This window comes from Bradyrhizobium sp. INPA03-11B, from assembly GCF_040446015.1.
GTDB classification, from domain to species: domain Bacteria; phylum Pseudomonadota; class Alphaproteobacteria; order Rhizobiales; family Xanthobacteraceae; genus Bradyrhizobium; species Bradyrhizobium macuxiense_A.
On the sequence record NZ_JASGSR010000048.1, the window covers coordinates 13,253 to 35,294 of the forward strand.

19 protein-coding genes are annotated in these 22,042 nt (G+C 57.3%); 7 read left to right on the top strand and 12 right to left on the bottom strand.

Annotation, left to right across the window (positions count from 1 at the left end):
- Window positions 1–99 precede the first annotated feature (99 nt).
- On the top strand, window positions 100–2,214 hold the full coding sequence (locus QMZ05_RS20835; protein WP_353702438.1) for a prolyl oligopeptidase family serine peptidase: 2,115 nt from the start codon (window positions 100–102) through the stop codon (window positions 2,212–2,214).
- A 605-nt stretch (window positions 2,215–2,819) separates the two neighbouring features.
- On the top strand, window positions 2,820–3,767 hold the full coding sequence (locus tag QMZ05_RS20840) for a LysR substrate-binding domain-containing protein (protein ID WP_353702439.1): 948 nt from the start codon (window positions 2,820–2,822) through the stop codon (window positions 3,765–3,767).
- Between the two features lie 31 nt (window positions 3,768–3,798).
- On the opposite strand, the gene QMZ05_RS20845 is transcribed toward QMZ05_RS20840, so the two are convergent.
- The 7 genes from QMZ05_RS20845 to QMZ05_RS20875 all read right to left on the bottom strand — a co-directional run bounded on the left by QMZ05_RS20845 (window position 3,799) and on the right by QMZ05_RS20875 (window position 13,137).
- The gene (locus QMZ05_RS20845) at window positions 3,799–4,167 is read right to left on the bottom strand and encodes a DUF3088 domain-containing protein (protein WP_353702440.1); all 369 of its coding nucleotides are present in this window, start codon (window positions 4,165–4,167) and stop codon (window positions 3,799–3,801) included.
- Window positions 4,168–4,183: 16 nt separating this feature from the next.
- Window positions 4,184–5,362, bottom strand: a complete 1,179-nt coding sequence (locus QMZ05_RS20850) for an MFS transporter (protein ID WP_353702441.1) — start codon at window positions 5,360–5,362, stop codon at window positions 4,184–4,186.
- A gap of 353 nt (window positions 5,363–5,715) precedes the next feature.
- On the bottom strand, window positions 5,716–7,956 hold the full coding sequence (locus QMZ05_RS20855) for a tetratricopeptide repeat protein (protein WP_353702442.1): 2,241 nt from the start codon (window positions 7,954–7,956) through the stop codon (window positions 5,716–5,718).
- Between the two features lie 104 nt (window positions 7,957–8,060).
- Entirely contained in the window at window positions 8,061–8,216 is a 156-nt protein-coding gene (locus tag QMZ05_RS20860) for a hypothetical protein (protein WP_353702443.1), read from the bottom strand.
- A gap of 1,879 nt (window positions 8,217–10,095) precedes the next feature.
- Window positions 10,096–11,448 (bottom strand): oxygen-independent coproporphyrinogen III oxidase, encoded by a 1,353-nt coding sequence (gene hemN, locus QMZ05_RS20865; protein ID WP_353702444.1) that lies wholly within the window; start codon window positions 11,446–11,448, stop codon window positions 10,096–10,098.
- A 295-nt stretch (window positions 11,449–11,743) separates the two neighbouring features.
- Complete coding sequence (locus tag QMZ05_RS20870) at window positions 11,744–12,376, bottom strand: hemerythrin domain-containing protein (protein ID WP_353702445.1); 633 nt, start codon at window positions 12,374–12,376, stop codon at window positions 11,744–11,746.
- Between the two features lie 167 nt (window positions 12,377–12,543).
- Window positions 12,544–13,137, bottom strand: coding sequence for a helix-turn-helix domain-containing protein (locus QMZ05_RS20875; RefSeq protein ID WP_353702446.1), 594 nt, complete (start codon window positions 13,135–13,137; stop codon window positions 12,544–12,546).
- Window positions 13,138–13,462: 325 nt separating this feature from the next.
- Between QMZ05_RS20875 and QMZ05_RS20880 the strand changes: the two genes are divergently transcribed.
- Window positions 13,463–13,642, top strand: coding sequence for a hypothetical protein (locus tag QMZ05_RS20880; RefSeq protein ID WP_353702447.1), 180 nt, complete (start codon window positions 13,463–13,465; stop codon window positions 13,640–13,642).
- Between the two features lie 22 nt (window positions 13,643–13,664).
- Here the strand turns inward: QMZ05_RS20880 and QMZ05_RS20885 are convergent, their stop codons facing one another.
- The 3 genes from QMZ05_RS20885 to QMZ05_RS20895 form a co-directional block, all read right to left on the bottom strand.
- Entirely contained in the window at window positions 13,665–14,345 is a 681-nt protein-coding gene (locus tag QMZ05_RS20885) for an HAD hydrolase-like protein (RefSeq protein WP_353702448.1), read from the bottom strand.
- Between the two features lie 9 nt (window positions 14,346–14,354).
- Window positions 14,355–14,756 (bottom strand): hypothetical protein, encoded by a 402-nt coding sequence (locus QMZ05_RS20890; RefSeq protein ID WP_353702449.1) that lies wholly within the window; start codon window positions 14,754–14,756, stop codon window positions 14,355–14,357.
- Between the two features lie 436 nt (window positions 14,757–15,192).
- Window positions 15,193–16,023 carry a universal stress protein gene (locus QMZ05_RS20895; protein ID WP_353702450.1) on the bottom strand — a complete coding sequence of 277 codons (831 nt, stop codon included), beginning with the start codon at window positions 16,021–16,023 and terminating at the stop codon, window positions 15,193–15,195.
- Window positions 16,024–16,600: 577 nt separating this feature from the next.
- Here QMZ05_RS20895 and QMZ05_RS20900 point away from each other — a divergent pair.
- Window positions 16,601–16,963, top strand: coding sequence for a hypothetical protein (locus QMZ05_RS20900; protein WP_353702451.1), 363 nt, complete (start codon window positions 16,601–16,603; stop codon window positions 16,961–16,963).
- Window positions 16,964–17,473: 510 nt separating this feature from the next.
- Here the strand turns inward: QMZ05_RS20900 and QMZ05_RS20905 are convergent.
- The gene (locus tag QMZ05_RS20905) at window positions 17,474–17,884 is read right to left on the bottom strand and encodes a hypothetical protein (protein ID WP_353702452.1); all 411 of its coding nucleotides are present in this window, start codon (window positions 17,882–17,884) and stop codon (window positions 17,474–17,476) included.
- 642 nt (window positions 17,885–18,526) lie between these two features.
- Entirely contained in the window at window positions 18,527–18,778 is a 252-nt protein-coding gene (locus tag QMZ05_RS20910; protein WP_353702453.1) for an ATP-binding protein, read from the bottom strand.
- A gap of 39 nt (window positions 18,779–18,817) precedes the next feature.
- Here QMZ05_RS20910 and QMZ05_RS20915 point away from each other — a divergent pair, with 39 nt between their 5' ends.
- From QMZ05_RS20915 to QMZ05_RS20925, 3 genes are all read left to right on the top strand, one after another.
- Window positions 18,818–19,021 carry a hypothetical protein gene (locus QMZ05_RS20915; RefSeq protein WP_353702454.1) on the top strand — a complete coding sequence of 68 codons (204 nt, stop codon included), beginning with the start codon at window positions 18,818–18,820 and terminating at the stop codon, window positions 19,019–19,021.
- 360 nt (window positions 19,022–19,381) lie between these two features.
- Window positions 19,382–19,945: a hypothetical protein gene (locus QMZ05_RS20920; RefSeq protein ID WP_353702455.1), complete on the top strand. Its 564-nt coding sequence runs from the start codon at window positions 19,382–19,384 to the stop codon at window positions 19,943–19,945.
- A 3-nt stretch (window positions 19,946–19,948) separates the two neighbouring features.
- A complete protein-coding gene (locus tag QMZ05_RS20925) occupies window positions 19,949–20,377 on the top strand; it encodes a hypothetical protein (RefSeq protein ID WP_353702456.1) in 429 nt (142 codons plus the stop codon).
- Window positions 20,378–22,042: the final 1,665 nt, after the last annotated feature.

Genomic DNA, 22,042 nt, shown 5'->3' on the forward strand with positions numbered 1-22,042 from the left:
CCGCAAGCTGCGCTATTCCATGCGTTGCGTGCTTTCTGCCGCTTCCGCTTGACGCGCCAGGCGTGTTCGTGGCCCGTCGGTCTCATCGGGAGAAAGTCCATGAACAAATCACTCCTCTCCGCCGCGCCGCCATCGATTGCCCGCGCCACCGCGCTTGCGCAAGAGCGAGCGACGTCGGTGGAAGCTGATGATCCATTCCTCTGGCTCGAGGACATCGAAGGACGAGGCCAATTGGCTTGGGCTCGCGTCGAAAATGAGAAGACACTCGGGGTCCTCCAGGCAGATCCGCGCTATCGGCCCTTCTACGAACAGGCGCTCACCATCCTGCAGTCCAAGGATCGGATTGCATACGTTTCGTTGGGACGGCGCGGCTTAGAAAATTTTTGGAAAGATGAGGACCATGTGCGCGGCGTCTGGCGACGCACCACGCTGGAACGCTATCGTAGCCAAGATCCACAGTGGGAAACCATCCTCGACGTGGACGCATTGGCGAATGCCGAGAACAAGAATTGGGTCTTTCAAGGTGGCAGTGGCCTTCCACCTGAAGAGCGCCTCTGCCTGATTAGTCTTTCCGATGGCGGCAAGGATGCCGCGTCTATACGCGAGTTCGACAGCGAGACCAAGTCCTTTGTTGCGGACGGCTTTTATCTTCCGGAGGGCAAGCAGGACGTCAGCTGGGTCGATGGTGACACACTCCTTGTTGCACGGGACTGGGGCGGGGGGTCTTTGACGCAGGCCGGCTACCCCTTTGTGGTAAAGGAGCTCAAACGCGCTCAGCCACTCGGTGAGGCTCGCGAGATCTTTCGCGGCGAGCCTACCGACGTTCAGGCGCTGCCGTTGGTGCTTCGAGACAGTGAAGGACGTATACATGCGACCGGCGCCATCCGTGTCATCAGCTCTGTCGAGTGTGAGTACGTGGTCTTCCGCCCCGATGGGCCCATCAAGCTCAATCTGCCGAAGAAGGCCGCGATAGTCGGGCTCGCGAGCGGTCGCCTGCTTGTGAACCTTGACGAAGAATGGGAGCCTGATGACGTCAGATTTGGGACCGGCTCGCTGATTTCGTATGACTTAGCCGAATGGAAACAGGACCCGCTGCGCGCTAAAGCCTCGCTTGTCTTCCAGCCTGGGTCCCGCCAGGCCCTGAGCGGGCTCAGTAGCACAAAGAATTTCTTGATCCTGACGATCCTTGAGAACGTTCAGAGCAAAGCGTTCCTTTATAAGTACGATAAGAAAGCTTGGTCGTCGACGCCGATCCCGCTGCCGCAACATACAAATGTCAACGTATCAGCCGCGTCCGGACAAGCGGACCAGGCGATGTTCACGGTCTCGGACTACCTCAGGCCAACATCAATCTGGTATTTTGATGCCGAAACCCAAAACCTTGAGGAATTGAAGACGACACCTACCGCCTTTGATGCGTCCAATCACGTCGTAGACCAGTGCGAAGCGACTTCGTGTGATGGCACGTCAATTCCCTATTTTCTGGTACGGGCGAAGAATGCGAGGTTTGACGGCGCCATCCCAACACTTCTTTATGGCTATGGCGGGTTCCAGGTTTCGCTTCTGCCCTCCTATCTCGGACCCGTGGGACGGCTCTGGCTCGAACAGGGCAATGCCTATGTCGTTGCGAACCTGCGCGGGGGCGGCGAGTTTGGTCCACAATGGCATCAAGCAGCCCAAGGAGCCATGAAGCAAACGACATGGGATGATTTCATTGCCGTTGCCGAAGACCTGATCCGCCGCAAGGTCACAAGTCCGCGCCGGCTAGGAGTAATTGGCGGCAGCCAGGGTGGCCTACTCGTTGGCGCCGCAATCACCCAACGTCCCGAGCTCTTCAATGCGGCGATCATGCAGGTGCCGCTGTTTGACATGCTTCGATACACCGGCCTGGGCGCGGGCGCTTCCTGGATTGCCGAATACGGTGATCCCGCCATCGCCGAGCAGCGCTCGTGGATTGAAGCCTACTCGCCTTATCAGAAGCTGGCTCCGGGCAAGACCTACCCCGCTCCCTTAATTCTCACCTCAACCAAGGATGACCGCGTGCATCCATCGCACGGGCGCAAAGCTGCCGCGAAACTCGCCGCGCTGGGCCAGCCTTACTTCTACTATGAGAACACCGATGGGGGACACGCCGCCGCGGCCAATCTCATCGAATACGCACGTCGACTAGCGCTCGAATACACCTATGCATCGAAACGGCTTTGTTCGGAGTAAATTCGGCGGAGAGACTTATCGAAGCAGATACATCCAGGACCATTGCTTATCTCAACGTCACCACGTCGCCTGGCTGAATTGATCGAGGCGGACGCGAGGCAATAGCTGCGAACCACCCAATCGACGGGCAAGATGCTATGCCGGATCTTGAGATTGATTGGAGGAATTCCATTTGCGCGAGAAGCGTTCGAACGCAAGCCCGTCAACTGGCTGCTAGTCTTGTAGCGTGGCTAGCCCCGGCGGTCTCTCCGTCGACGGGCAAAGTGTTGCAGAGCCTGACTGGTCCAGGACTTGTTATTCCAAACCTCACATTCCGTTGCATCCTTCTCGAGGAGATCGCACAGCAACGAACGCTGCACCGAGCAGGATTCTCACACAACCGTGCCTCAAGGACGACAAGATGGGAAGCGTCCGTGTGTCTCGACCGAACTGGGCAGCGAACTTGATCGGTGAATTCGCATTGATAGGCCTGGCACCGAAGAGGTCTCAGTCGTCAGCTGTGACCATCCAGTCAGCAATAGCCGTCGTTGGTGCTGGGAAGAACCAGACGCATGAGAGCTCAATAGTAACTCATCGCAGTTAACGGCGCCCATTAGGTAAGTCGGATGCGCAAGCTACCTATTCTGAAAAGCCTTCATTTGTTTGAGGCGGTCAGCGAGTTTCCAAGCTTCTCAAAGGCGGCCGAGCGGCTAAACATGACTTCCGGCGCGGTAAGCTACCAGATGCGCCTTCTCGAGAATTGGTTCGGCAGGAGGCTATTCGTTCGCCATAATTCGGGCGTGCGGCTGACATCCGACGGCGAACAGCTAAAGAGCAGCTGTGCGAGCGCGTTCACAATGCTCGAGAAAGAATGCTATGAGCTACGAAGGAACGATGCAGGACGTTCCGTGGTGGTGGGGTGCTCAACCACATTTTTGTCGCACGGCCTGTTGCCTCGTCTTGGTGCGTTCCGCCAACGCTATCAGGACATTGATTTTGTCTTTGAGACCGAGGCCGATCTAGATGCGCTGGCTGTTGGTGCGTTGGATGTATTGTTCGTTTCCGGCCTGTTGAAGCAGCCGCTTCCCGTCCGTGAGGTGCACGTCGCGAACGAGATGATTGGCCCTGTCTGTGCGCCTGCTACGCTCAAGGCGATCAAAAGTCCGCAAGACATTTTGTCTATTCCTCTGCTGCACGAGGCCAACGGATTGGACGCCTGGAGCGAATGGGCCAGCGCGGCTGCAATATGCGTGCAGGGGCCGCGCCGCGTCGTGTTCGACACATTTACCTTGGCTGTGGAGGCGGCAAAAAGTGGGCTTGGAGCCGCCATTTCCTCGCAAATTCTGGTCCGAAGCAACCTTGAGAAGGGAGAGCTCGTGGCTCCGTTTGGCTTTGTGCCGGTCAATCGCTCAATCTACATGTTTGTCAATGGGCACAGGCGAAATATTGCGGCTGTTAGCGAGTTTGAACGCTGGGTACTGTCAGAAATACTAGGCCGGAGTCATCAACCATCGCCTGTCCCAGGCCGCAACTCGCAAGATCAAGCAGACCGCTCAATCGACGCTTCCCCTTAGGCCAATGCTGACGTCAACCCGGTGATGCCCATCATGGCCAAGGCGCCACTCTTCCGGGATAAGGCGCCGGAAATCCGTGACGCACAGCTAAACAATGAAGGATTGCAAATGGATCGTCGACATAGGCGAGCCCGTTCGCGTACTTCGCCTTCTCCGGTGCAGGGCCTCCTTTCTCGAGAATGAGAACGGGCACGGACTGATGATCCTGCCCAAGCCTCTCGATGAGTGCGGTTCGTGGCTTGGCCCAGGCAATCCGACGAATGTCGAGCATCGCAGCGCGGCTTGGAAACGCGGACAGCACCCCGTCCAATAGCAAGCATTGCCAGCAATAGAATTCTCGTCCTGGCAAGGACGGATCTGCAAACGAGCGTTCCAAAAGGAACAACTGATCCCATGGCATCGTGTGGATCCCTGAATTACCGATCGACCGGACATGACCCTTGAGAGTGCCTTGATCTCACGACTGCAAAGGTCGCTACAGCGAAAGCAACAAATGCGCTTGCCGCGCATAGAAGCACGATCGTGCCGAAAGGGAGCCGGTCACCTAAAAGCGAGACAGCAATACCGCTTCCCGCAACCCCGCTATAGGTACAACATTGAAATAACCCGGAAAGGCGGCCGGCGCGATCCGGAGCAAGTGCAGAGACCATGTGCGTGTGGGCGGCAGCCGCAAATATTTGGCCAAAGCCGAGCATCGCGCTGCTCGACGCGATGACCACAGTCAGGCCGGCATCGAGCGACATGATCGCAAGGCATGCCGCAAGCAGCATTGCGGCCCCGGCGACCGTCGGCAAGGCTCCCAACAGGTTGAAAATCGGCTTGACGGCTAGCGCCCCCAGCAGGGCCAAAACGCCGTTGGTCATGACGATGGTCAATAGAAGGCCTTTGTCGAGAACGCCCCCAGTTGTGGCACGTATTGCGGGATAGACATTGATGATGCCCGCGCCGAGATTGAGCAGAAAGACTGCAAGGAATACGGGATAGAGCGGTGCCAAATCCAAGACAGTTCCGGAAGGCTGCTTCTCAAGGATTGCCGGTGTCCTTCTGAATCGCAGCTTAATACCAAGAAGCACGATCAAGGACAGGATGATCGCCGATAAGTTGAACGCCAAAACGCCACGTAAATGCAACTGGTCGGAGAGCATGGCACCTGCAAACATTCCGATCAGATAGGTTAGCAAGTCGATATTGGCAATGTTGCGTAGCACCGAGATCATGCCGTCGTTCGATGTGATACGACGGAAGAAAGAAACTTCTGCAGACAAGTAAACGGGCTGGACCAGACTTAGGATGGCCATTGAGGCATAGCTCAGAAAGGAATCGGCTCCGTCGGTGCCGAAGATGGCGAGCAGCGCGCATATGCGAACCGCATTGACGATCATCATGGCGGAGATCGGGTCACGTCTGTCGACCAGCGGCGACAAGAAAAGGCTCCCAAGCAGGATAGGCGCAAAAGTGACGGCAACGCCGAGACCCGCGGCGCTCATGCCGGATTGGAGGAGGCCGATCAGGATGCCAATTCGGAACGCCCAGCCGCCGATCTGAACGATCAAATGCGATAGATAGACGACTTGCCGTGTGCTCGACCCGCTCATTTCTAGCTCATCGAACCTGTCATCGGGTTCGCTTGATGCCGAAGCGAAGATGACGCTGGTCTTGTGCCGCCACATCGGTGTGATGAGCCCGCAAGGGCATGACGAACGCTCTCGCAACAGGACGACTGGTCAGAAGGCATCATTTCTACCTCCCCGCCTGTGGCGTGCGGTCGTTCGGGACAAGGTGACGGACAACCCGGGTCCCGTTGCCTGGTCAGTCCCTGAATTTGCGGCGCTTGTCGCGCGACAGGATCCGCTAGACCTTGCCCTTAAGCTTTGAGGTGCAGCTACCACTGGCGATCCTGCCGCAGGCCGCGCGGCTTCGACGGCAAGGAATGCCACGAGCCGCCAGCTCATGAAGGCTTGGCGGAAGACGCAGACGCTCGATCCCGCCGCGAAGCCAAGTCAGCTTGCAGACTTGTCCGGATGTGCTCACGAGTAAGCAGGTAATCTGGATCTCCTCCAATCTCGACAGCGACCGTGGCGTGGTTCAGTGATGTATCTGGCCGGCCCTGGTTGAAGTACTCGATGGCAAGATTGTTGTGCGTGGGCGCATGCCGAGGGTTAAGTTCAAGAGCTCGAAGATAGTGCGCGATGCTCTCGTTCGCCTTACCAAGCTCGGAATAGGCGAGACCGAGGTTGCTCTGCAAATCGGGATTCTTGGAATTGATATCGGCTGCTGCCAGATAGGACTCCAGAGCAGCTTTCGGCCTATCTTGCCACATCAAGATGTTGCCCTTCTCGAAGTGAGCTCGCCATTCGTTTGGCTTGATGACAAGTGTTCTGTCGAGATCGGCTAGAGCGCCTGCGGCGTCTCCCATTCTGTTGCGAAGTGCGGCCCTGTTCAGATGAGCTTCGTAATAGGGGGGACAGAGCTCAATGGCGCGCGCATATGCCTCTAGAGCCTCAGCTTCCCTTTCGGGTACTTTAGAAAGCAGGTTCCCCAGGTCATTCTGATACTCTCCATAGTAGGGATCGTAGGCAATGGCATTACGCAATTGCTTCTCAGCCCGAGGAAGATCGTCGACGAGTTCATAGACCTGACTGGTGTTGTAGATAAGAATCGACTGGTGAAGCTTGAAGCGCTCGTCGCCATACGCCTTAAGCATCTTACCATGGCCTTCCGCGCAAAGGCTGAGGGCTTCCTCATATTTCTCCTGCTTGGCCTTGATGTATGCATAGGCATTCTCTGCAAACACCTTGATATAATCATACTTGTCGTGATCCTTGAAATCCCGTTCGATGGTCTCCAGATTTCGGACGGCGTACTCTTCGGCCACCGTGAGGTTGACCGGCTGCTGATAGCGTCCATACGTCATTGATTGGGCATAGAGAACCGTTGGCGTGTATCGGCTCTTCGGGAATGTCTTGTAGAATTCATTCAGATAGGGAACGGACACCCGCCCGCAGCCGAGCGAATACAGCACAAAAGCCGCGTTGATGAAGGCGGCGTTTGCCGGAGCATCTCCCGAGCCGTAGGTGCGAAGCGCAGGATCGGCGAAAAGTTCCCCGAAGTAGCCAAACCAGAGGTCATACAGGCCGATGCTTTGGAGGATCCGACTCGGTTCTGCAACCAGTTCCAGACGCTTGTATTTGTCCCTTATTGATAGCGCATGAAGCATGACGAGCGGCGCCTCGCCCGTCAGATAGCGGTCGAGGGAAGCGCGGTGCATCTGCTCGTGCAGATGATCTGCGGTCGCCTGCTCGAAGGTCGCATAGTTTCGTTGCGCGATGAGATCAGGCGTCGTGCAATCGGATTCAATGTACGATTTGAGAAGGCTGTGCCGTTCCCCGGTGTTGAGGCTGGCCAGATGGAGATCCACGATCGCGATCGGCTCGAGATAGCCGATGACGGGCAATCCGGCTGCCGCGCATTTGCTTAAGGCCTCGGCGATCAGCGGATTCCCACCACTTGCCTCATAGATCTGCCGCTGTTTCTCCGAAGCGAGATTCCGATCCAGGACCGGCCCCAGTTCCTGCATGCTATATCTGCCGAAATGAACTTCGCTGGCGTCCTGGAAAAAGAGGCATTGTTCGTAATCGATCAGGAGAAACCGAAACAGACGCGTATCGTCGTCCAGCCTGACGAGCAGCTTGATCAGGTTCTTCGCCGGGGCGGACAGGGTAGCCGCCCGGTCGATGACGAGGATGTGACGTTCGTTGCGCTCTCGGGCACACGTGATCAGGAATTCGGCTAATCCGACCAAGAGCTTATTTTGATATTCATGATGATAGAAGCGTGTGCGCTCCTCCTTGCTCGAGGTATTGGTGAGATCCTTCGGCACGCTAAAGGCATCGCTGACCAGGAGAGGGAATAGCCGCTTCAAGGATTGTTGTGCCGCCTCAACCAGTTGTGGGCTATTTTCAGCCGCCCACGTCAGTTCGGCGTCGATGAACGCTTGCAGCCCCGCAAGGTAGCCGCCGGTCCGCCAGTCGCCGTCAGCGATTGAGAGGTCCCAGCCGGAGCTCGCGAGTGCCGATTTGATCGTCGGAACCGGTGCCATGCCCCCTTCTGCCTTCAAGATGCTGATCGGACTGATCTTGACGGAAGATGATATGACCGGGGCAATGCGCTGCTGGATCAAATCAACCATTCTACTCTCCGCAACTGTCCAAAGGAGGGTGGTCGAAACGACCACCCTCCGATGCCGCTATGCTTTCATCAGGTAGATGCATACAAGGCACTCATCGAACCAACCTAGAGCGTACCCGTGTACGGAGTGGTGGTGCGGATGGTGGTCTTGATCTCAGCGATCTTCTTCGTCATCACGTTTTCCCTTCCTTCTCTGACACGCCAAACCAAGCGAAAGCGCGGCCAGTCGTGCAGGAAAAGAATAGTGAGTTGCTGCGCCAATCCGCAGTAAGATTCCTTGACTGTCGCTATCAAAAAAATTGGAAGTGCGGCTCAGATTGGCGCTAGCAAAGGACCCGATCTGGCGCTTGGACCGTTGCGACTGGAGGCTCGGTTTTGGTCGCGTGGCGCCAGTCTCTTGCTGACTTGCATCTGGCACCTTCGGCGTCCCAACCTTCGCCTCGCACAGCCAGCAAATTGGCTGGCAACGGCTTGCCACTCGGGAAGCGCTCCGGGGAGAATGCGCGGTTCAGTGGGTATGGCGGTGACTGGTTAAGGGACGTGCCTTGCGCCTGAGCCGGATGAGCGCGGGATATGAGCCTCGAATCCGCGCGGCCCTACCAGAAGTCGGAGTTTCAGCCCTAATCGGCTACCAGAAAGGTGCGCGGGTGCTCTCATCAGGATTGAGCTATTCGCAGCGTGACGATTCAAGCGACTTTTTTTGCCAACTGGCTGTTGCGATGTGTGCTTCGAGCGAGGAAAATTCATTCCATGCTCGGACTCGCCGAACAAGCGAAGAAGCAGCCCGATGCCTTCCGATGGGCGGGACTGAGGAGCGGGCAGCTGGGCCGGCGTTTTGGAAGGGGCACGTGCCTCCATGACGAGACGGCTCAAGACCTGCGAAGGGACGAGCCTCTCCTGACGGCCGTTATCCTCTCCTGCATGCAACTTCGCAGGCCGAGTTCGCCAACCACGACGGCACTTCGAATTCCCAATGCACGAGGAAGCGGCATCGGTGCGTGTTTCCCTGCTTACCTACCGAGATGGCACGGCAATGGTGCACGAAAGTGCGTCCTAACGGGATCCGTCGTTGATGCAATCAGCACAAAAAGAAGCCCGGCCTCCTTTCGGCGGCCGGGCGGAAGTCTCAGTCCGGGAGGAGCGACGCTATTAGGCATCGCACCGACCTCCATTGGCAGAAGGAGAGGCTGCCAACGGTTCGATTGCGGCGAGGGCATGCGCCGCAAACTCTGAAAACGGATATACTTCTTATCTGACGCTCCGCAGGTTGGTATAATCGATTGTCTTGATGGAGAGCATCTAAAGTATGGATACCTGTAAACATGCGAGTCCGGGAGCCTTGATTAATCGCTCCTTGTTGGCTTGGTGCACTCCGTTCAGACTCTCTGTGCTAATCGCTCGCATCTTAAGCCGCTCGCAACCATCGAAGCCATTTATGGTCGGCCTCTCGCCGCGTCTTGAAGCGCTCGACGCATTTCTTGGAGCAAAAGGCCGTTCGCCAATAGTAATAACGGATCAGCCCGAACCGTCCTCCGCATACCGCGCAGCACCTTACTGAACCGTGGTTGGATCGATGGTCGCTGTTGCGCATTTCTCGCCTCCTGTCGGCATTAGGTGGCAGCCCCCTTGCGTTTTTCTTGGCGCCGAACCACACACGCGCGTGAAGTGCGGCGTCGACGCTGCTCAATCGCGGCATGTAAGGGCACGGGGCGCAGAACTTGATTCTTATGTGCGCTTCCTCGGCGAAGTGTCGTCGGTCAGACTGCTTCACCGAGATTGGTTACTGTACCGATGTTTTCGTCCTGATTGATGCAATGTGCGCCTTGCTGATGATTAAATACTGCGCTGGAGCGCGTTTGTTCGACGAATTTGAGCTGGTCCGACGAACACGCGTTCCTTCGGAATCTCTGTTCGAAATATCTGCGCGGGAACTCGATAAATGGGCGTGGCGACCCTTGGCGGATCGGAACGAGATGCCAATCGGCTTGCGGCTTAATGGACGCGAGTGTGCCACGCGAGCATAGGTCCGTCCGTTGATTTGTTTGCTGATACCGAAGAGCCAGATCTTCGGGATACAACAACTCCATTCGTCATCGCCTTACTGCTGGATACGCAACTTCCTCCATTTTACTGAATCGGTTCAAACCGCCCGACTGTGTGTAGCCTCGGACCGCGCAAGATGAGCGTCGAACGCCGACGCGACGCTCCGGACCAGAAACTGAGCGTCGCTACTTACGTAAAGCCGGTCATCGTCCATGGTCACGACGCCATCCGCGATAAGGCTGTCGATCCGAGACCGATCGACGATGGCCAGTGTCGGATCCCTGCCGTGACGGCGGGATATATCGGCAAGATCGACGGCCATGTCGCACATGAGACGCTCGATGATTTCGGCTCGGAAACGATCTTCCTCTGTGAGCGAGTAACCCTTGACGGTGGCGAACCGCTCATCGGTGATGCGTGCGAGGTAGTCCTTTGTCGCGGCAGCGTTCTGGACGAATCCTTGGGGCATGCGGCCAATGGCGCTGGCGCCGAGACCAACGAGGGCATCTGCGGAATCGTTCGTATAGCCTTGGAAGTTGCGCCTCAGCGTACCTTCCTGACTTGCAAAGGCCAGGGCGTCGTCCGGGAGGGCGAAGTGATCGAGGCCAATACGCACGTATCCCGCATCAATCAAGGCCTCGGCGATCGTTTCGGATTGGAGATATCGCTCGACGCTGTTGGGCAGGGAGGCTTCGTCGATCTTGCGCTGATGCTTCTTGAATGAAGGAATATGGGCGTAGCCGAACACCGAAAAACGGTCCGGACGGAGCTGGACGCACTTGGCGACGGTATCCAGGCCCGAAGCGGCGGTCTGCAGGGGCAGCCCGTAAATCAGGTCGAAATTGATCCTCCCGATTCCTGCACGTCGCAGCCGCTCGACCGAAGTCGCCGTCTGTTCGAAGCTCTGCGGACGATTGATGGCGCGTTGAACAGCTGGATCGAAACTCTGGACGCCAAGGCTCACTCGGTTGACCCCGCAATAGCCCAGCGCCTCCGCCATCGGCTCGGTCAACGTGCGTGGATCGATCTCGACGGCAATCTCGGCATCAGGCCGCACCAGGAACGAATAGCGTAACGTGCCGACGAGATCAGCGAACGTTTCGGGTGTCATGACCGTAGGAGTGCCGCCGCCGAAGTGGATATGAGAAATCGATAGTCGTTGACCGATGGTCTCTCCGACGAGGTAAGCCTCAGTACGCAGTCCTGCGGCGTAGATCGCGATCGGTTCGTTGCGCTTCGTGACAGACGTGTGGCAGCCGCAGTGCCAACACAGGGACCGACAAAACGGCACGTGAAGGTAGATCGAGGCGCGCTGCTGGACCCGCAACGAGTTGAGCCATGTTCGGTAGTCCGTTTCGCGCACTGACGATGAGAAATGCGGCGCGGTCGGATAGCTGGTATAGCGGGGCAGCCGATCCTGCCCGTAGGATTTTGCCAAGTCCGATCGCATGCGGAATCCTCCCCACTCTCTTAAGCGACTATTGGATTCGCGGCGGACAAGCTTTGCGCTGCCTCAAAATGTCCGATGTGGGGGCTGCTAAACGACGACTCTGAAGCCGAAATTGGTAGGGGATGCCGACGACGCATATATCGGGGATTGGAATCGCAGATGAATGGTCATGTACGGGCAGTGGGGCGCCGTCCACGACGCAGAAACCCGCAATTCTTGCTAGAGATCCGGCGCATTTATCATCGAGCGAGTCAGAATGGGTATGACGTCTGGTTGTCTTGAGGCAGGCTCGCGGTCAAAACTGCGGGCCGTCCGTCTTGGCGCCGCTTGGCTGGGTGGCCGCCATCGCAGATGAAAACGCGACCGAGTGCCGTTCGGCTTCAGCCTCTTGTGCCAATTGCAGAATGTGCGCTCTCAGCGCGTCGGAAGTCGCTTCGCCTGCCTCGCTGAAAAGAGGATCCTTACGATCGGTGAGCGCCGAACCGATTTCCTTCCAATCCTGAGGAGACAGAGCCTTCAACGCCGTGGGGAAGAACTCATGTTCTTCCCACGTCATGTGATCCCGTTCGCGCACTATAAAGTTGCGCACGATGCTGCCAACCTCTTGCCGGAGCATATCGCGATCCGCGAGGACGGCATCGATCGCTCGAGCGAAGTGACGCAAACGATCGGCGCCTTCGTTGTGCTCACGCGTGAGGTCTCCGAGGGTTGCAGCTGCATCCGGATTGCGAATCCCTAGCTTGGAGAAGATCAAGTCTTCCTGAGGATGATGGTACACCTCTGGGTAAACCTGGAAATAGCTGATAATCGCGCGAATTACCTCGTAATCAGGACGATCACCACGCTCAAAAATCTCCAGCTCACGCTGAAGTACGGCGAGAAGCAGTTCCATATTGCGATGCTCTCGACGCAGAAGATCGACGATCATTTGCACTGCTCCATAGAGGACCGGTGAAAGAGGTTGCGTCATTGCATTAGGTCGAACCAAGCTGAACAGAGCTCGGCGCCCCATCATTGCGCGCGTGAAATAGCGGCGATGCGCTTCTGCGGGCGCAAGCCGATCGCGCCAAGTTGCTTGAGTTTGCGCGCATCAACTCAGTCCAAGTTCCGTGCGAAGCCATGGAACAATACGTGGTCGCGCAGCTCGACTCGGCGTGAGGTGAGCAGCGAGATGACGCCCTTCTGCTCGAGTTGAGTAAAGGTTCGCGATATTGTCTCGATCGTCAGGCCGAGGTAGTCGGCGATATCCTGTCGTGACATGGGAAGTTCGATGGCTGCGTTCTTCGTGGCGCGGCGAGCCATATCGCGCAGGAAGCCAATGACCCTCTGTTCAGCGCTGCTAATCAGCAGCATCACATGGTCTTGAAAGCGGCGTAGCTCCAGCGCGGTCGCGTCCCACAGCTGTCGCGCCAGATCTTTTTCATGGATTGCTCGGATCATGAGCGCGCTACGCCTGACCATCAATACCTGTGATTCACAGATCGCCTCGGCCGAAGAGATGTGGGTATCGCCGGCCTCGAAGCCGAAGATATCTCCGGGCAGGTAAAACGCGCCGATCTGGCGACGTCCGTCCTCCAGGATCTTGTAGGTTCGCACGGCACCGGAGGTCACTTGATAAAGGTGTTCTGCTGTCTCTTCCTCGCCGTAGATCTCGGTATTGCGTGCGAATCGCATCGGCGTCCCAATCATGCCGAACGGTCCCTCAGTCCGAGCTGGGCCTCGCAAGGCGCTGGTCGGATGCCGCCTCGTCTGGACAGAAACGGCAGCCTGAATCTGCATGTCGGCACCCCATCGTGAGAAAATCGATGGACGGAGATTGGCTGCTACGGACGAAGCGCGACATTTGGATGTTTCCCCTAAGTAGAAGCCAGTAGGTATTTGTACGTAGGCCTCGGTCGGAGAAGCCTTGATAGGGACAGGCTGTACTTTTTGGTGCCCTCGTCACCGGGCTTGAGCCAGGAACCGAGGCCGATAAGAGAGACCAACAATGCGAACGCTGCCCTGTATATCGCGAATGACGAATATTCATGGGCCCTGCGGCGGTCAAGCGATCCGCACCGAAACGATCTTTGTTGGCCTTGATATGCAGCTCGATTTGGTGACGCACCAGGCTGATGCCGATACCGGTTCCCATGCGCCCAAGGCCAATAAGGCCTATTCTCTGCTTCGCAGTGTTCGGAACGGCGTCGAGTGATGGTTCTTCGGCAATCATCATTTTATGCATTCTGAAAAAAGCCGTGCCTTTGCAAAATCGGCAACAATTCATGATGGTTGTTGATCGTGTAGTCTGGATTCGCTGCCCGCAAGCGCGACTCAGAAACAAATCCTCCGGTGATGGATATGCTTATGAGTCCCAGATTGCGCGCAATATCTGTTTCGACCGGCATATCGCCGATGATGAAGGTTGACGCCGGCTTCAGGTCGTTTTCCTCCATGTATAGACGAAGCCGCTCTCCTTTGCTCATCGACTTGAACTGAGTGGTGCGGCTTTCAAAGGCGAGCACATCGTTTATGTATTCATTGATTCCAAGTCTTCTCAATTGGGAACGCAGCGGGGCAACTATATGGTTACTAACGATGATGGACGAAGCTGCTTCTCGGCGCGCCAACTCCAAGACGCGGCGCGCGCCCTCGCGCAGATCGGCGTTGCCCGCAAGTGGCTCGTAGGTGTCGTGAAAGAGTGCGCTTCCATCGCGATCCACCACCGCAACTTCGTCGTGCGACATTCCGAGACTGCGATAAAGAAGAGATAGTGGAACGTCGCAATGTTCCCGAAAGGTATTTATGTCGATCGTCGCATGACCAAAGCGAGTTAGCATGTCATTGGTCGTTTGAAGCAGTGCGTACGAATCATCGAGCAGGGTGCCATTCCAATCAAAGACGAGAGCGGGTTTCATGATCTGACCTTAAGCAGGGATTGATTCCGAATAGGGAAGATGAGCCACTAATTCGCGCAGGTGTTTTGCGCGTTTCTGCCCCGCAGGGAGCATCTCGAGTGTGAATGGCGATAAATCGAAGCCGTCTTGCCTGCAGGGCAGCGACGATATGAGACGTGGACGGGGCAGATACGTGATCGTGGCTGCGTTGATGGATGCAGCAATATTACTTTCGATGGTCTTGAGAATTGGTGGCTCGACGTCGTGAAAGCGAAGACTTTTCGTGCGCTGTTCGGATGGCAATCGTTTCCAGATCTGCCACAATGCCAACTCGTCTAGTGTGTCTATACCCATCCGATAGTAGTTCGGGGCCACTGTAGGCGGCGAACCGATCACCCAATGTACGGCTTTTGTCCCACCGACGCCGGACATGCTATCACTCCCCCCTTTGTTGAATGACCGATGTCCCGGGTCCACTACCGGCGAATGTATTGTTCCGCCACGCCAAGGAGACGTAATTGCACTTCTCTTTAAGCAAGCGCCGTACCAGTCCTTGGACACTTAGCTCTGGCCGCGAGAGCGACTGATTTCAAGAAGTCTAGCCATTCCGTCTGAGAGCGATGATCTCGCGTCGTCCGATTCCCGACACGTTGTCTAAAGCACAACACGCTGGTACGAAGCAGACCAAGCTCCGACGCTGGTCGTCGACGTTCGATGAGCCCCGGAGACCTTCGCGCTCAAGCTTGCGCGCGAGGCAGTATTAGCGGCGGCAGGCGTCAGCATAGCGCCGATCGTGATGACGGCGATCAAAGCTGCAGGCGACGGCACGCAGCGGACGTGGCGGAAAGTCGCACGGGTAATCTCGCGCTCAATGCGACGTTAGGACCGGGATCGTCATCGCCTGAAGCGTCTTGCGCGTCGCGTGGCCGAGGAGCTTTTCTTGCGGCCAAGAGTAGTGATATCCACTCATCACCATTAGATCGAGGCCTTCGTCCGCTGCGATCGACTGGAGGGCCGGTTGGACCTCCGATGCCGCGACCGACGCGACCTTCGCGGGAAGGCCTGACCTTGCAAGGTACCGTAGCACGTGCTCGGTGGAGCTCTCGGCCGGCATTGCATCCGGTCCGGTGATCGTGATGATAGTGAGAGCGTCGGCTTCGCGCAGCAGCGGCATTGCGTCGCGCAGAGCGCGCGCTGCAAGCCGGCTGCCGTCCCAGCGAATCCCGATTCGCTTAGCAGAAAACGCGCCGTAGAAAGTATGGGGCATGAACAGGACCGGGCCGGCGGCCTGGAAAAGGATCTCTTGGGGAATGACGTTATCGTAGCTATCATGATCGCGCTGCGGCTGCGTGACGATAGTCAGATCGTGCAGCCGCGCGCTCGCGCAGATGATCCCGCGCCCATCAGTCGGGATCGCACTCAAGGCGCGTGTCGTGTAGCGAATGTCCGAGTTCCTTGACTCCAGCTCAAAGACACGCAGGGCCGCTTCGGCTCGTTCGAGTGCCCGCGCATGCTCGACCTCGAAGATCGAAGTGACTGCCGTGCCGGCGCTCGCAATGAGCGGAATGATGGTCCTCTCGTAGCCGATCGCCATCGCGTCGAGTTGCGCCTTCGTGCTGACTGCGAGCGAGATCGATCCATTTACCGCAGAACGCGCCGATAGCTCTGTAGGAATGTGGACCAATATGTTCCCAAACATTGCAGTTCCGCGAGCGTGAAAACCCTCTGCCTATCGGAGCACGGGCTACGTGGTACAACGTGATCTGCCTAATACGCCTTTGTTGATTGTTGGTTGAGCGAGATCAACCCGGCCGGGGCACACTTGGCGCAATGGTCTAGTGCCAGGTGGAAAGGAAGCCGTATGACGCGCCTCGCATTTCTAACGGGCCAGATCAGAGGGATTATGTGCCGCTCGTTCGCTACGATCAAGCCGAATGGCCAATGTTGGAAGCCCTCTAGCTGTTACGGAAACCGATCAGCTGGGCTTGCCGGTGATCGACGACCGGGGTGCTCGTCATATGGCTTCGAAGGGTGCTTTCCTTACACCAGGAGCGACTGTACATGGAAACTGGCTGAAGCGTTCTAAGAACTTGACCAGAACCACCCTGAGCGTGAACGCACGCATACGAAGTTGTCGCGCAGACAGGTGCTTACAACATCTCATATCCCGATCGTCAGTGCCGGAGCCTGATTGGCATCGTCGGTCGCAGGGAATTGCCTGCGGCGGTGGCGCTATGGTTGAGAGAGGAAACGGCGAGGAAAGGCAGAGCCCATTCATGACCGAGAGGACAGTTCAAACGCAAGCGCACGCCGTTATTTGGATCGACCACCGCGTTGCCAAAATCTTCTCGGTAGGGCTAACGGGCGTGAGCGCCTCGGCCGTGCGCGCGCATTCGTCATCCCCTCATCACAAAGCGAGTACGAGTGGCGAGGGCGATTCGACGTTCCTCGCCAGGGTAGGTCAGGCCCTGGGTAGCTGCACCGATCTGCTCATCATCGGGCCGGGCATCGAGAAAACCAAGCTGATGCACTTTCTGAAGACGAACAGGCCGACCCTCGCTCTACACGTCGAATCGAGCGACCATCCTACCGAGCGAGAAATTGTAGCGCTGGGGCGAAAGCGCTTCCACCTCGATTGACCAACCAAGACAAGACTAAGCAGGTTGCCTGAGTGCGGCGAGGCAATCGACCCCGGTTTCCATTTAAGAAGGCCGCCGCTTTACGGTGTCCTTGATGGCCAGCTAGAAGGGCCCTGGTGGGAGGTAATTTTCCGCACCACACGGCGGCCGGTGAGTTGGGCTAGGCGGCTGCAGTGTCGCAGCGCGGTCGCCCGTCAGTGCCGGAGGCGAGATATTGCCGTTCGATGTTGTTGCCCTCGGGCATTTGTCGTTGGCGTGATAGACGCTTCTCGAATTTGGTCTTGTGTTACCACTTGCTGGTAGTGTCGGTCGCAAACACATCTTACGGGCCCTGGCGCGCTACACAAAGCAGCAGGCGCCTCCGTCGCCCTCCTGCGAGACCATGCAATGTCTGAGTCTGGCCTAGATCGGGTATTTTCGCCTCGAAGCATCGCGCTATTGGTAGCAATTCACGCCCGTCGTCGCTGGGCGTCCCAGTGCAGCGTACATCGTGACCCGGCCCGGGCCGAATCAAAGCGGCGCGACGGCGACGACACGATAAGGATGCGTGCCATCCGCCTCGCGGACGGAAACATATTCGCCGAGCCGGAAGCGTTCATCGCCAAGGTGATATCCTGCTTCGTCTTCCGTGATGCCTGTCACGTCGTAGTGAAAATGCCAGCCGCCGCCCGGACCTCGCACCAGATGACCAAGCTGATCCGCTTGATCGGGGCGTTGACGGACGATGCGGCAGGCATCCCGATTGGTCTTCCAGACTTGGACGTCGATCCGAGACACGGTGTCCAGCGGGGCGACCATGACATAGGCGATAGCCGAGGAGCCCTCGGGATGATCGGGATCGCGCGCGCGTTCGAGCCGGATGTACCTGAACGAGTGCGGCAACGACGTGTTTTGGAGCGGCTTGAAAGCAGCGCGGTTCATCGAAAACTCCTGAGCGCTTTAACCTAGTGTTTTCCGGCTGGGCGGCGTCAATGCTAGCTGTGCGCTCCACCTCGTCGTTGATGTGAGTCAAAAGCCCCTCGTAGAATACCGCTTTCGACCAGAGTGGCGCGCTCACAGGCAAGTATCTTCGTCTAGACAGCGCAGCCGGGATAAGCCAGTTATTCGCCGGCTCGCGATACGCTTAAGCTGAGCGGCGATCGCGCTCCTCATCAACTCGGTCATGCTGCGGAGTCGGGCTGGCTATGAGCCTCCCTCGTGCACCTCGACCTTGCGGGGGCTGATGCCAAGGTCGTTGCCTATCACGTTGTGATCTTGCCCGCCGGTAACCCCCGCAGGACGTCGCGCTCGCGCGGCGAGAGGTTAGGGAGGCGGGCTTCAGCCTGGAACTTCGCCGCGTCATCGGCGGGCTTCGGCGGCCGCCTTCCAAGGCGCCATCGATTGCGCAGCTGCACCTGGTCCTCGAATAGGCTTTTCGATGAAGTCGGCTGCGCCCGCCTTCATCGCTTCAACCGCGAGTGCTAGGTGGCCATAGCTTGGTCATCAGGATGACCGGACAGGCGATAGCAACGGCCTTAGTTTGCGGACCGTTTCCTGCCCGCTCATTCCTGGCATGCGAATATCTCATGGGATGCCGTCATCGATCACAAGAAAGATGCGTCTTTCAGTCAGACCTCTTCTCCAACCTCTGCAAACGGCAGTGTGAGCGTGCCGCCACGGATTTTTCAGCGCGACGATGTGACCGCCATGCGATTCGACGATCGTCCGGCAGATCGATAGCCCGACACTCATGCCGCGCTCTTTCGTCGTGGCAAAGGGCTGAAAGAAGAGATCGATGATGTCAGGGCTGGTACCAAGCAGTATCGATGGCAACACAATACAGGAGAGCCGGTACTATCTGGGCCAGACGCGCCAATGGGTGGGCCGTACGGCAACGCGTTCTCCGGTCTTCGCCCTGATCCAGCCGCCGAAGATGCGGCGGCAGGGGAAGACCAACCGGTGAATGGTGCTGCCCTCGATCACGGCAATTTCCACGTCGCGATTAAAGGGGGCGGTTTCGATCCGTTCCCAGGTAATCCGATCGTTAGCTCCGGAATGCTGTTCATAGTTGCAGATTGACAAGTTCACGCATCCCTTTGAACAGGCCTGACGAGATCGCCGGTCTGCCGCGCGAGCAGGTTCGGCGTCCAATCTGCCCGCGGTCTCGATCGCGCAAGTGGTCTGCCGGTTGCCGCCCGCCGTGACGCCATTGCTGTGCGGGGGCAGGATCTACTCTGCAGCCCAGATCATGGCTGCGGAATAACTGCCAAGCTTCAGTCAGATCGATCCCGACCAGCTTAAGTCCCTGTCGGTTATCTTCTCCGACGCTGCCTTGACTGCAGTTTCCGCCCCGGCGCTCGCGCTGGCTATTGCTGTCATGTCGAACATCCTCCGTTGGTTGGAGTCTTCTTAACGCTATTATCGTGAGGCGCTTATTGGTTGACTGATTTGCCTCCACTGAGCGCGTTCCAGAGCTTCGCATTACCGAAGCGAGTTCCAGAAGGGGCGGCGGCCACACGTCAATCGGGCCTAACGGCGCTCCCCGATCATCGCGCCTGTCCGCAGGTTGATGAAGTGGACTCCGTCGCAGGCGGCGCACGTTACAGGGTGCAGGTCGTCGGTTCCAAGCTCGGGGGTTTCGTCCGGCAGAAGGCCTTGGACCCGATTGCCCGTATTTGGGCACGAAAAGATGATGGGGCGCCAAGTTTTTCTGTCTGCCATGTACCTGACCTTGACTGGGAAGGTGATCTCTATCGGCAGGCCGCAACCGACGTATTGATGCTGGTCAAAAAAGCCGACGCGCGTCTAAAACGGCCTGTTGCGTTGCGATCGTTGCGCGGCGCGGGGGCGGCTGGCTGTCTCGGATTGTCGCCGGCGCTGGCCGCAGCAACCAGTCTTGGCGCTGAAGCCGTGGCCTTCAGGCTCATCGCAGCGCCGGTCCTATTTGATGTACGTCAAAAGCCGACCTGTCTCTCTGAGCTAAGGGTGGCCAGATGGATATGATACATGGATACTCGACCCGAACACAGTGGTAGTTTTTGGCTCTTCGGAAATCTGATCAGCCGGTTACGGACGATTCTGTCTCGACAGTCCGAGCTGGCTTGTTTGAGCCGTCAGGATATCGACGCAATCGCGCGTGAGCTCAGGCTCTCCACGTCCGAGTTTCGAGCATTGGCGCAACGTCCTGGAGTCCCCGAGCTTTTAAGTAAGCGCCTCGCACTTGCGGGGCTCTCGGAGCAAGCTTTCGCCGCTCACCATGGCGACGTATTACACGATCTGCAGCGGGTGTGCGGCCTGTGTCAGTCCAAACTCCGCTGTGCCGCTGAGCTCAAACAAGAGAAGCATGCAAGCCCTCCAAAATGGTGTCCGAACGAACAAACGCTGCGTGCGCTCAACCGTGAAGCCGCCAGCCACGCACAGCGCCTCCTCGATTGATGCCGCTCATTCACGCGTCGCTGGCAACGGCGCAGCCCGCGGCCTCCGTGATCCTCAACCGCTACCACGCCACTCGAAGGCGTAGATCAACGGACCGACCGAATTGCGACCTCGATTGGGGCAGATTCGCCTCGATCGGCCCGCTCGGCCAGATCCTACAGACGGTCCAGTTCGGCGCGCTTTCATGTTCAATGGGCTGCGAGCGCCAAGAAGCGAGGCAGTCCGATAGAAGTCCTAGTCCATCTTGCCTCCGCTTGAAATTGCGCTGGATTCATCGGGCTACCCGGCATTCTATGGTCACTGAAGAGCGGCCAAGATGACGATCGCGGCCGTGCCGTGCCGTCGCCGCCGACGAGCCCGGACACGGTCAATTTCGATCCAAATTTTGAAAATAAACCAGTGCGACCGCGGACCCGATCGTCATCGCTTCCCCGGCGAGCGCCAACGCGAACGTCCGGTCGGCGCGCCGCTGCGGTTTAGGCGACGCGGGACGGGTCCGACGAATGATCGGCCTGTCTTGATGGTAGCAAGCCGCTACGGTCGCCCGGTCGCCAACGGTTCATCTGGAGCTCGTTCAGGTTGTCCGTAGCGTCAGCGCGTTATGACAGCACAACCGGCTCCATAGTCACGGCATCGAGCAACACGTCGCCATGGCGGAGGAAAAGCCGACACAATTCCGCTCGTTATTGATCACCGCAAGTCAGATCGCGCAGTCGAAGGGGACACAAAAGAATCTCACCGTCCAAAGCAGTAGCTGGCGAAATAAGGAGGTGAATGTTCGACGATGTGGCAAGTCACGTGGGATCGGTGAGGCTAAGCATTGCACGTCGCATCGCTGAGCGCGATTGACGTCACTCAACGAGGCGCCTGCATAATTCGCGATGCAATGGCTCCGTCAAGAAGCGCGTAAGCTCTACTCGTAACCTCGCAGAGATCCGCTCCATCGTAGACCGTTGAGCAGATTATCGTCGATACTGCAACTTCTCGCTTACGGTTTCGCCCGATTTACGTTGGCGCGAGTGTTCTCTTTCCAATCGTTGCTCAAATGCGAGCTGCCATGGCAGTGATGTGTCGTATTTCGCCAGCTTTTGCATGGTGGACGTGGTCAGTCCGCCATACGGAAAATATGTCAAACAAAGATGCATTGATTATCTGATATATATTTGCAATCCAATCATCTGCAAAGTCTAGAAACATGTGCCGCTTCCTGGATACATAGGCCGAGTCTATCGCTCATGGCGCAGCCGCCCCGGTACGAAACGGTAGTGCGGTTGGACCGGTCTCATCTGATTCTACCGTGATTTGCTATCGTCTCTTCCAATTACGCCAATCTCGGCGGTGGGTTTAGGGTCGAGCAAATATCCTTTGGATAGGGTTAGAACGAATATGAGTCACGACGTTCGGATCAATTTTTCAAGCGTCACACAGGCTCGCCGAAAGCGGCCCTCGCTCAACGGCAAGCCTCGCCGTACTCACGTATGATTGTCGATAGTACGCTCAATTATTACGTTCGAGAACTTATAGCGCGGCCGGCCAGAGTCACTTACTCAAGTGCACAGCCGCGATGAGTAGTTGGAGTCTGTTTCTGAACACGTCACCGAACTTGTACGTCTGTGCGAGTTCCTGTGAGTGGCACTTTTAACGGTCGTCGCTGCGAAAAAACTG

Excerpts from the sequence above, each read along its gene's own strand:
- QMZ05_RS20835 (WP_353702438.1), top strand. The coding sequence starts at position 100 with ATGAACAAATCACTCCTCTCCGCCGCGCCGCCATCGATTGCCCGCGCC.
- QMZ05_RS20840 (WP_353702439.1), top strand. The coding sequence starts at position 2,820 with ATGCGCAAGCTACCTATTCTGAAAAGCCTTCATTTGTTTGAGGCGGTC.
- QMZ05_RS20845 (WP_353702440.1), bottom strand. The coding sequence starts at position 4,167 with ATGCCATGGGATCAGTTGTTCCTTTTGGAACGCTCGTTTGCAGATCCG.
- QMZ05_RS20850 (WP_353702441.1), bottom strand. The coding sequence starts at position 5,362 with ATGAGCGGGTCGAGCACACGGCAAGTCGTCTATCTATCGCATTTGATC.
- QMZ05_RS20855 (WP_353702442.1), bottom strand. The coding sequence starts at position 7,956 with ATGGTTGATTTGATCCAGCAGCGCATTGCCCCGGTCATATCATCTTCC.
- hemN (WP_353702444.1), bottom strand. The coding sequence starts at position 11,448 with ATGCGATCGGACTTGGCAAAATCCTACGGGCAGGATCGGCTGCCCCGC.
- QMZ05_RS20870 (WP_353702445.1), bottom strand. The coding sequence starts at position 12,376 with ATGATCGTCGATCTTCTGCGTCGAGAGCATCGCAATATGGAACTGCTT.
- QMZ05_RS20875 (WP_353702446.1), bottom strand. The coding sequence starts at position 13,137 with ATGATTGGGACGCCGATGCGATTCGCACGCAATACCGAGATCTACGGC.
- QMZ05_RS20880 (WP_353702447.1), top strand. The coding sequence starts at position 13,463 with ATGACGAATATTCATGGGCCCTGCGGCGGTCAAGCGATCCGCACCGAA.
- QMZ05_RS20885 (WP_353702448.1), bottom strand. The coding sequence starts at position 14,345 with ATGAAACCCGCTCTCGTCTTTGATTGGAATGGCACCCTGCTCGATGAT.
- QMZ05_RS20890 (WP_353702449.1), bottom strand. The coding sequence starts at position 14,756 with ATGTCCGGCGTCGGTGGGACAAAAGCCGTACATTGGGTGATCGGTTCG.
- QMZ05_RS20895 (WP_353702450.1), bottom strand. The coding sequence starts at position 16,023 with ATGTTTGGGAACATATTGGTCCACATTCCTACAGAGCTATCGGCGCGT.
- QMZ05_RS20900 (WP_353702451.1), top strand. The coding sequence starts at position 16,601 with ATGACCGAGAGGACAGTTCAAACGCAAGCGCACGCCGTTATTTGGATC.
- QMZ05_RS20905 (WP_353702452.1), bottom strand. The coding sequence starts at position 17,884 with ATGAACCGCGCTGCTTTCAAGCCGCTCCAAAACACGTCGTTGCCGCAC.
- QMZ05_RS20915 (WP_353702454.1), top strand. The coding sequence starts at position 18,818 with ATGGGTGGGCCGTACGGCAACGCGTTCTCCGGTCTTCGCCCTGATCCA.
- QMZ05_RS20925 (WP_353702456.1), top strand. The coding sequence starts at position 19,949 with ATGGATACTCGACCCGAACACAGTGGTAGTTTTTGGCTCTTCGGAAAT.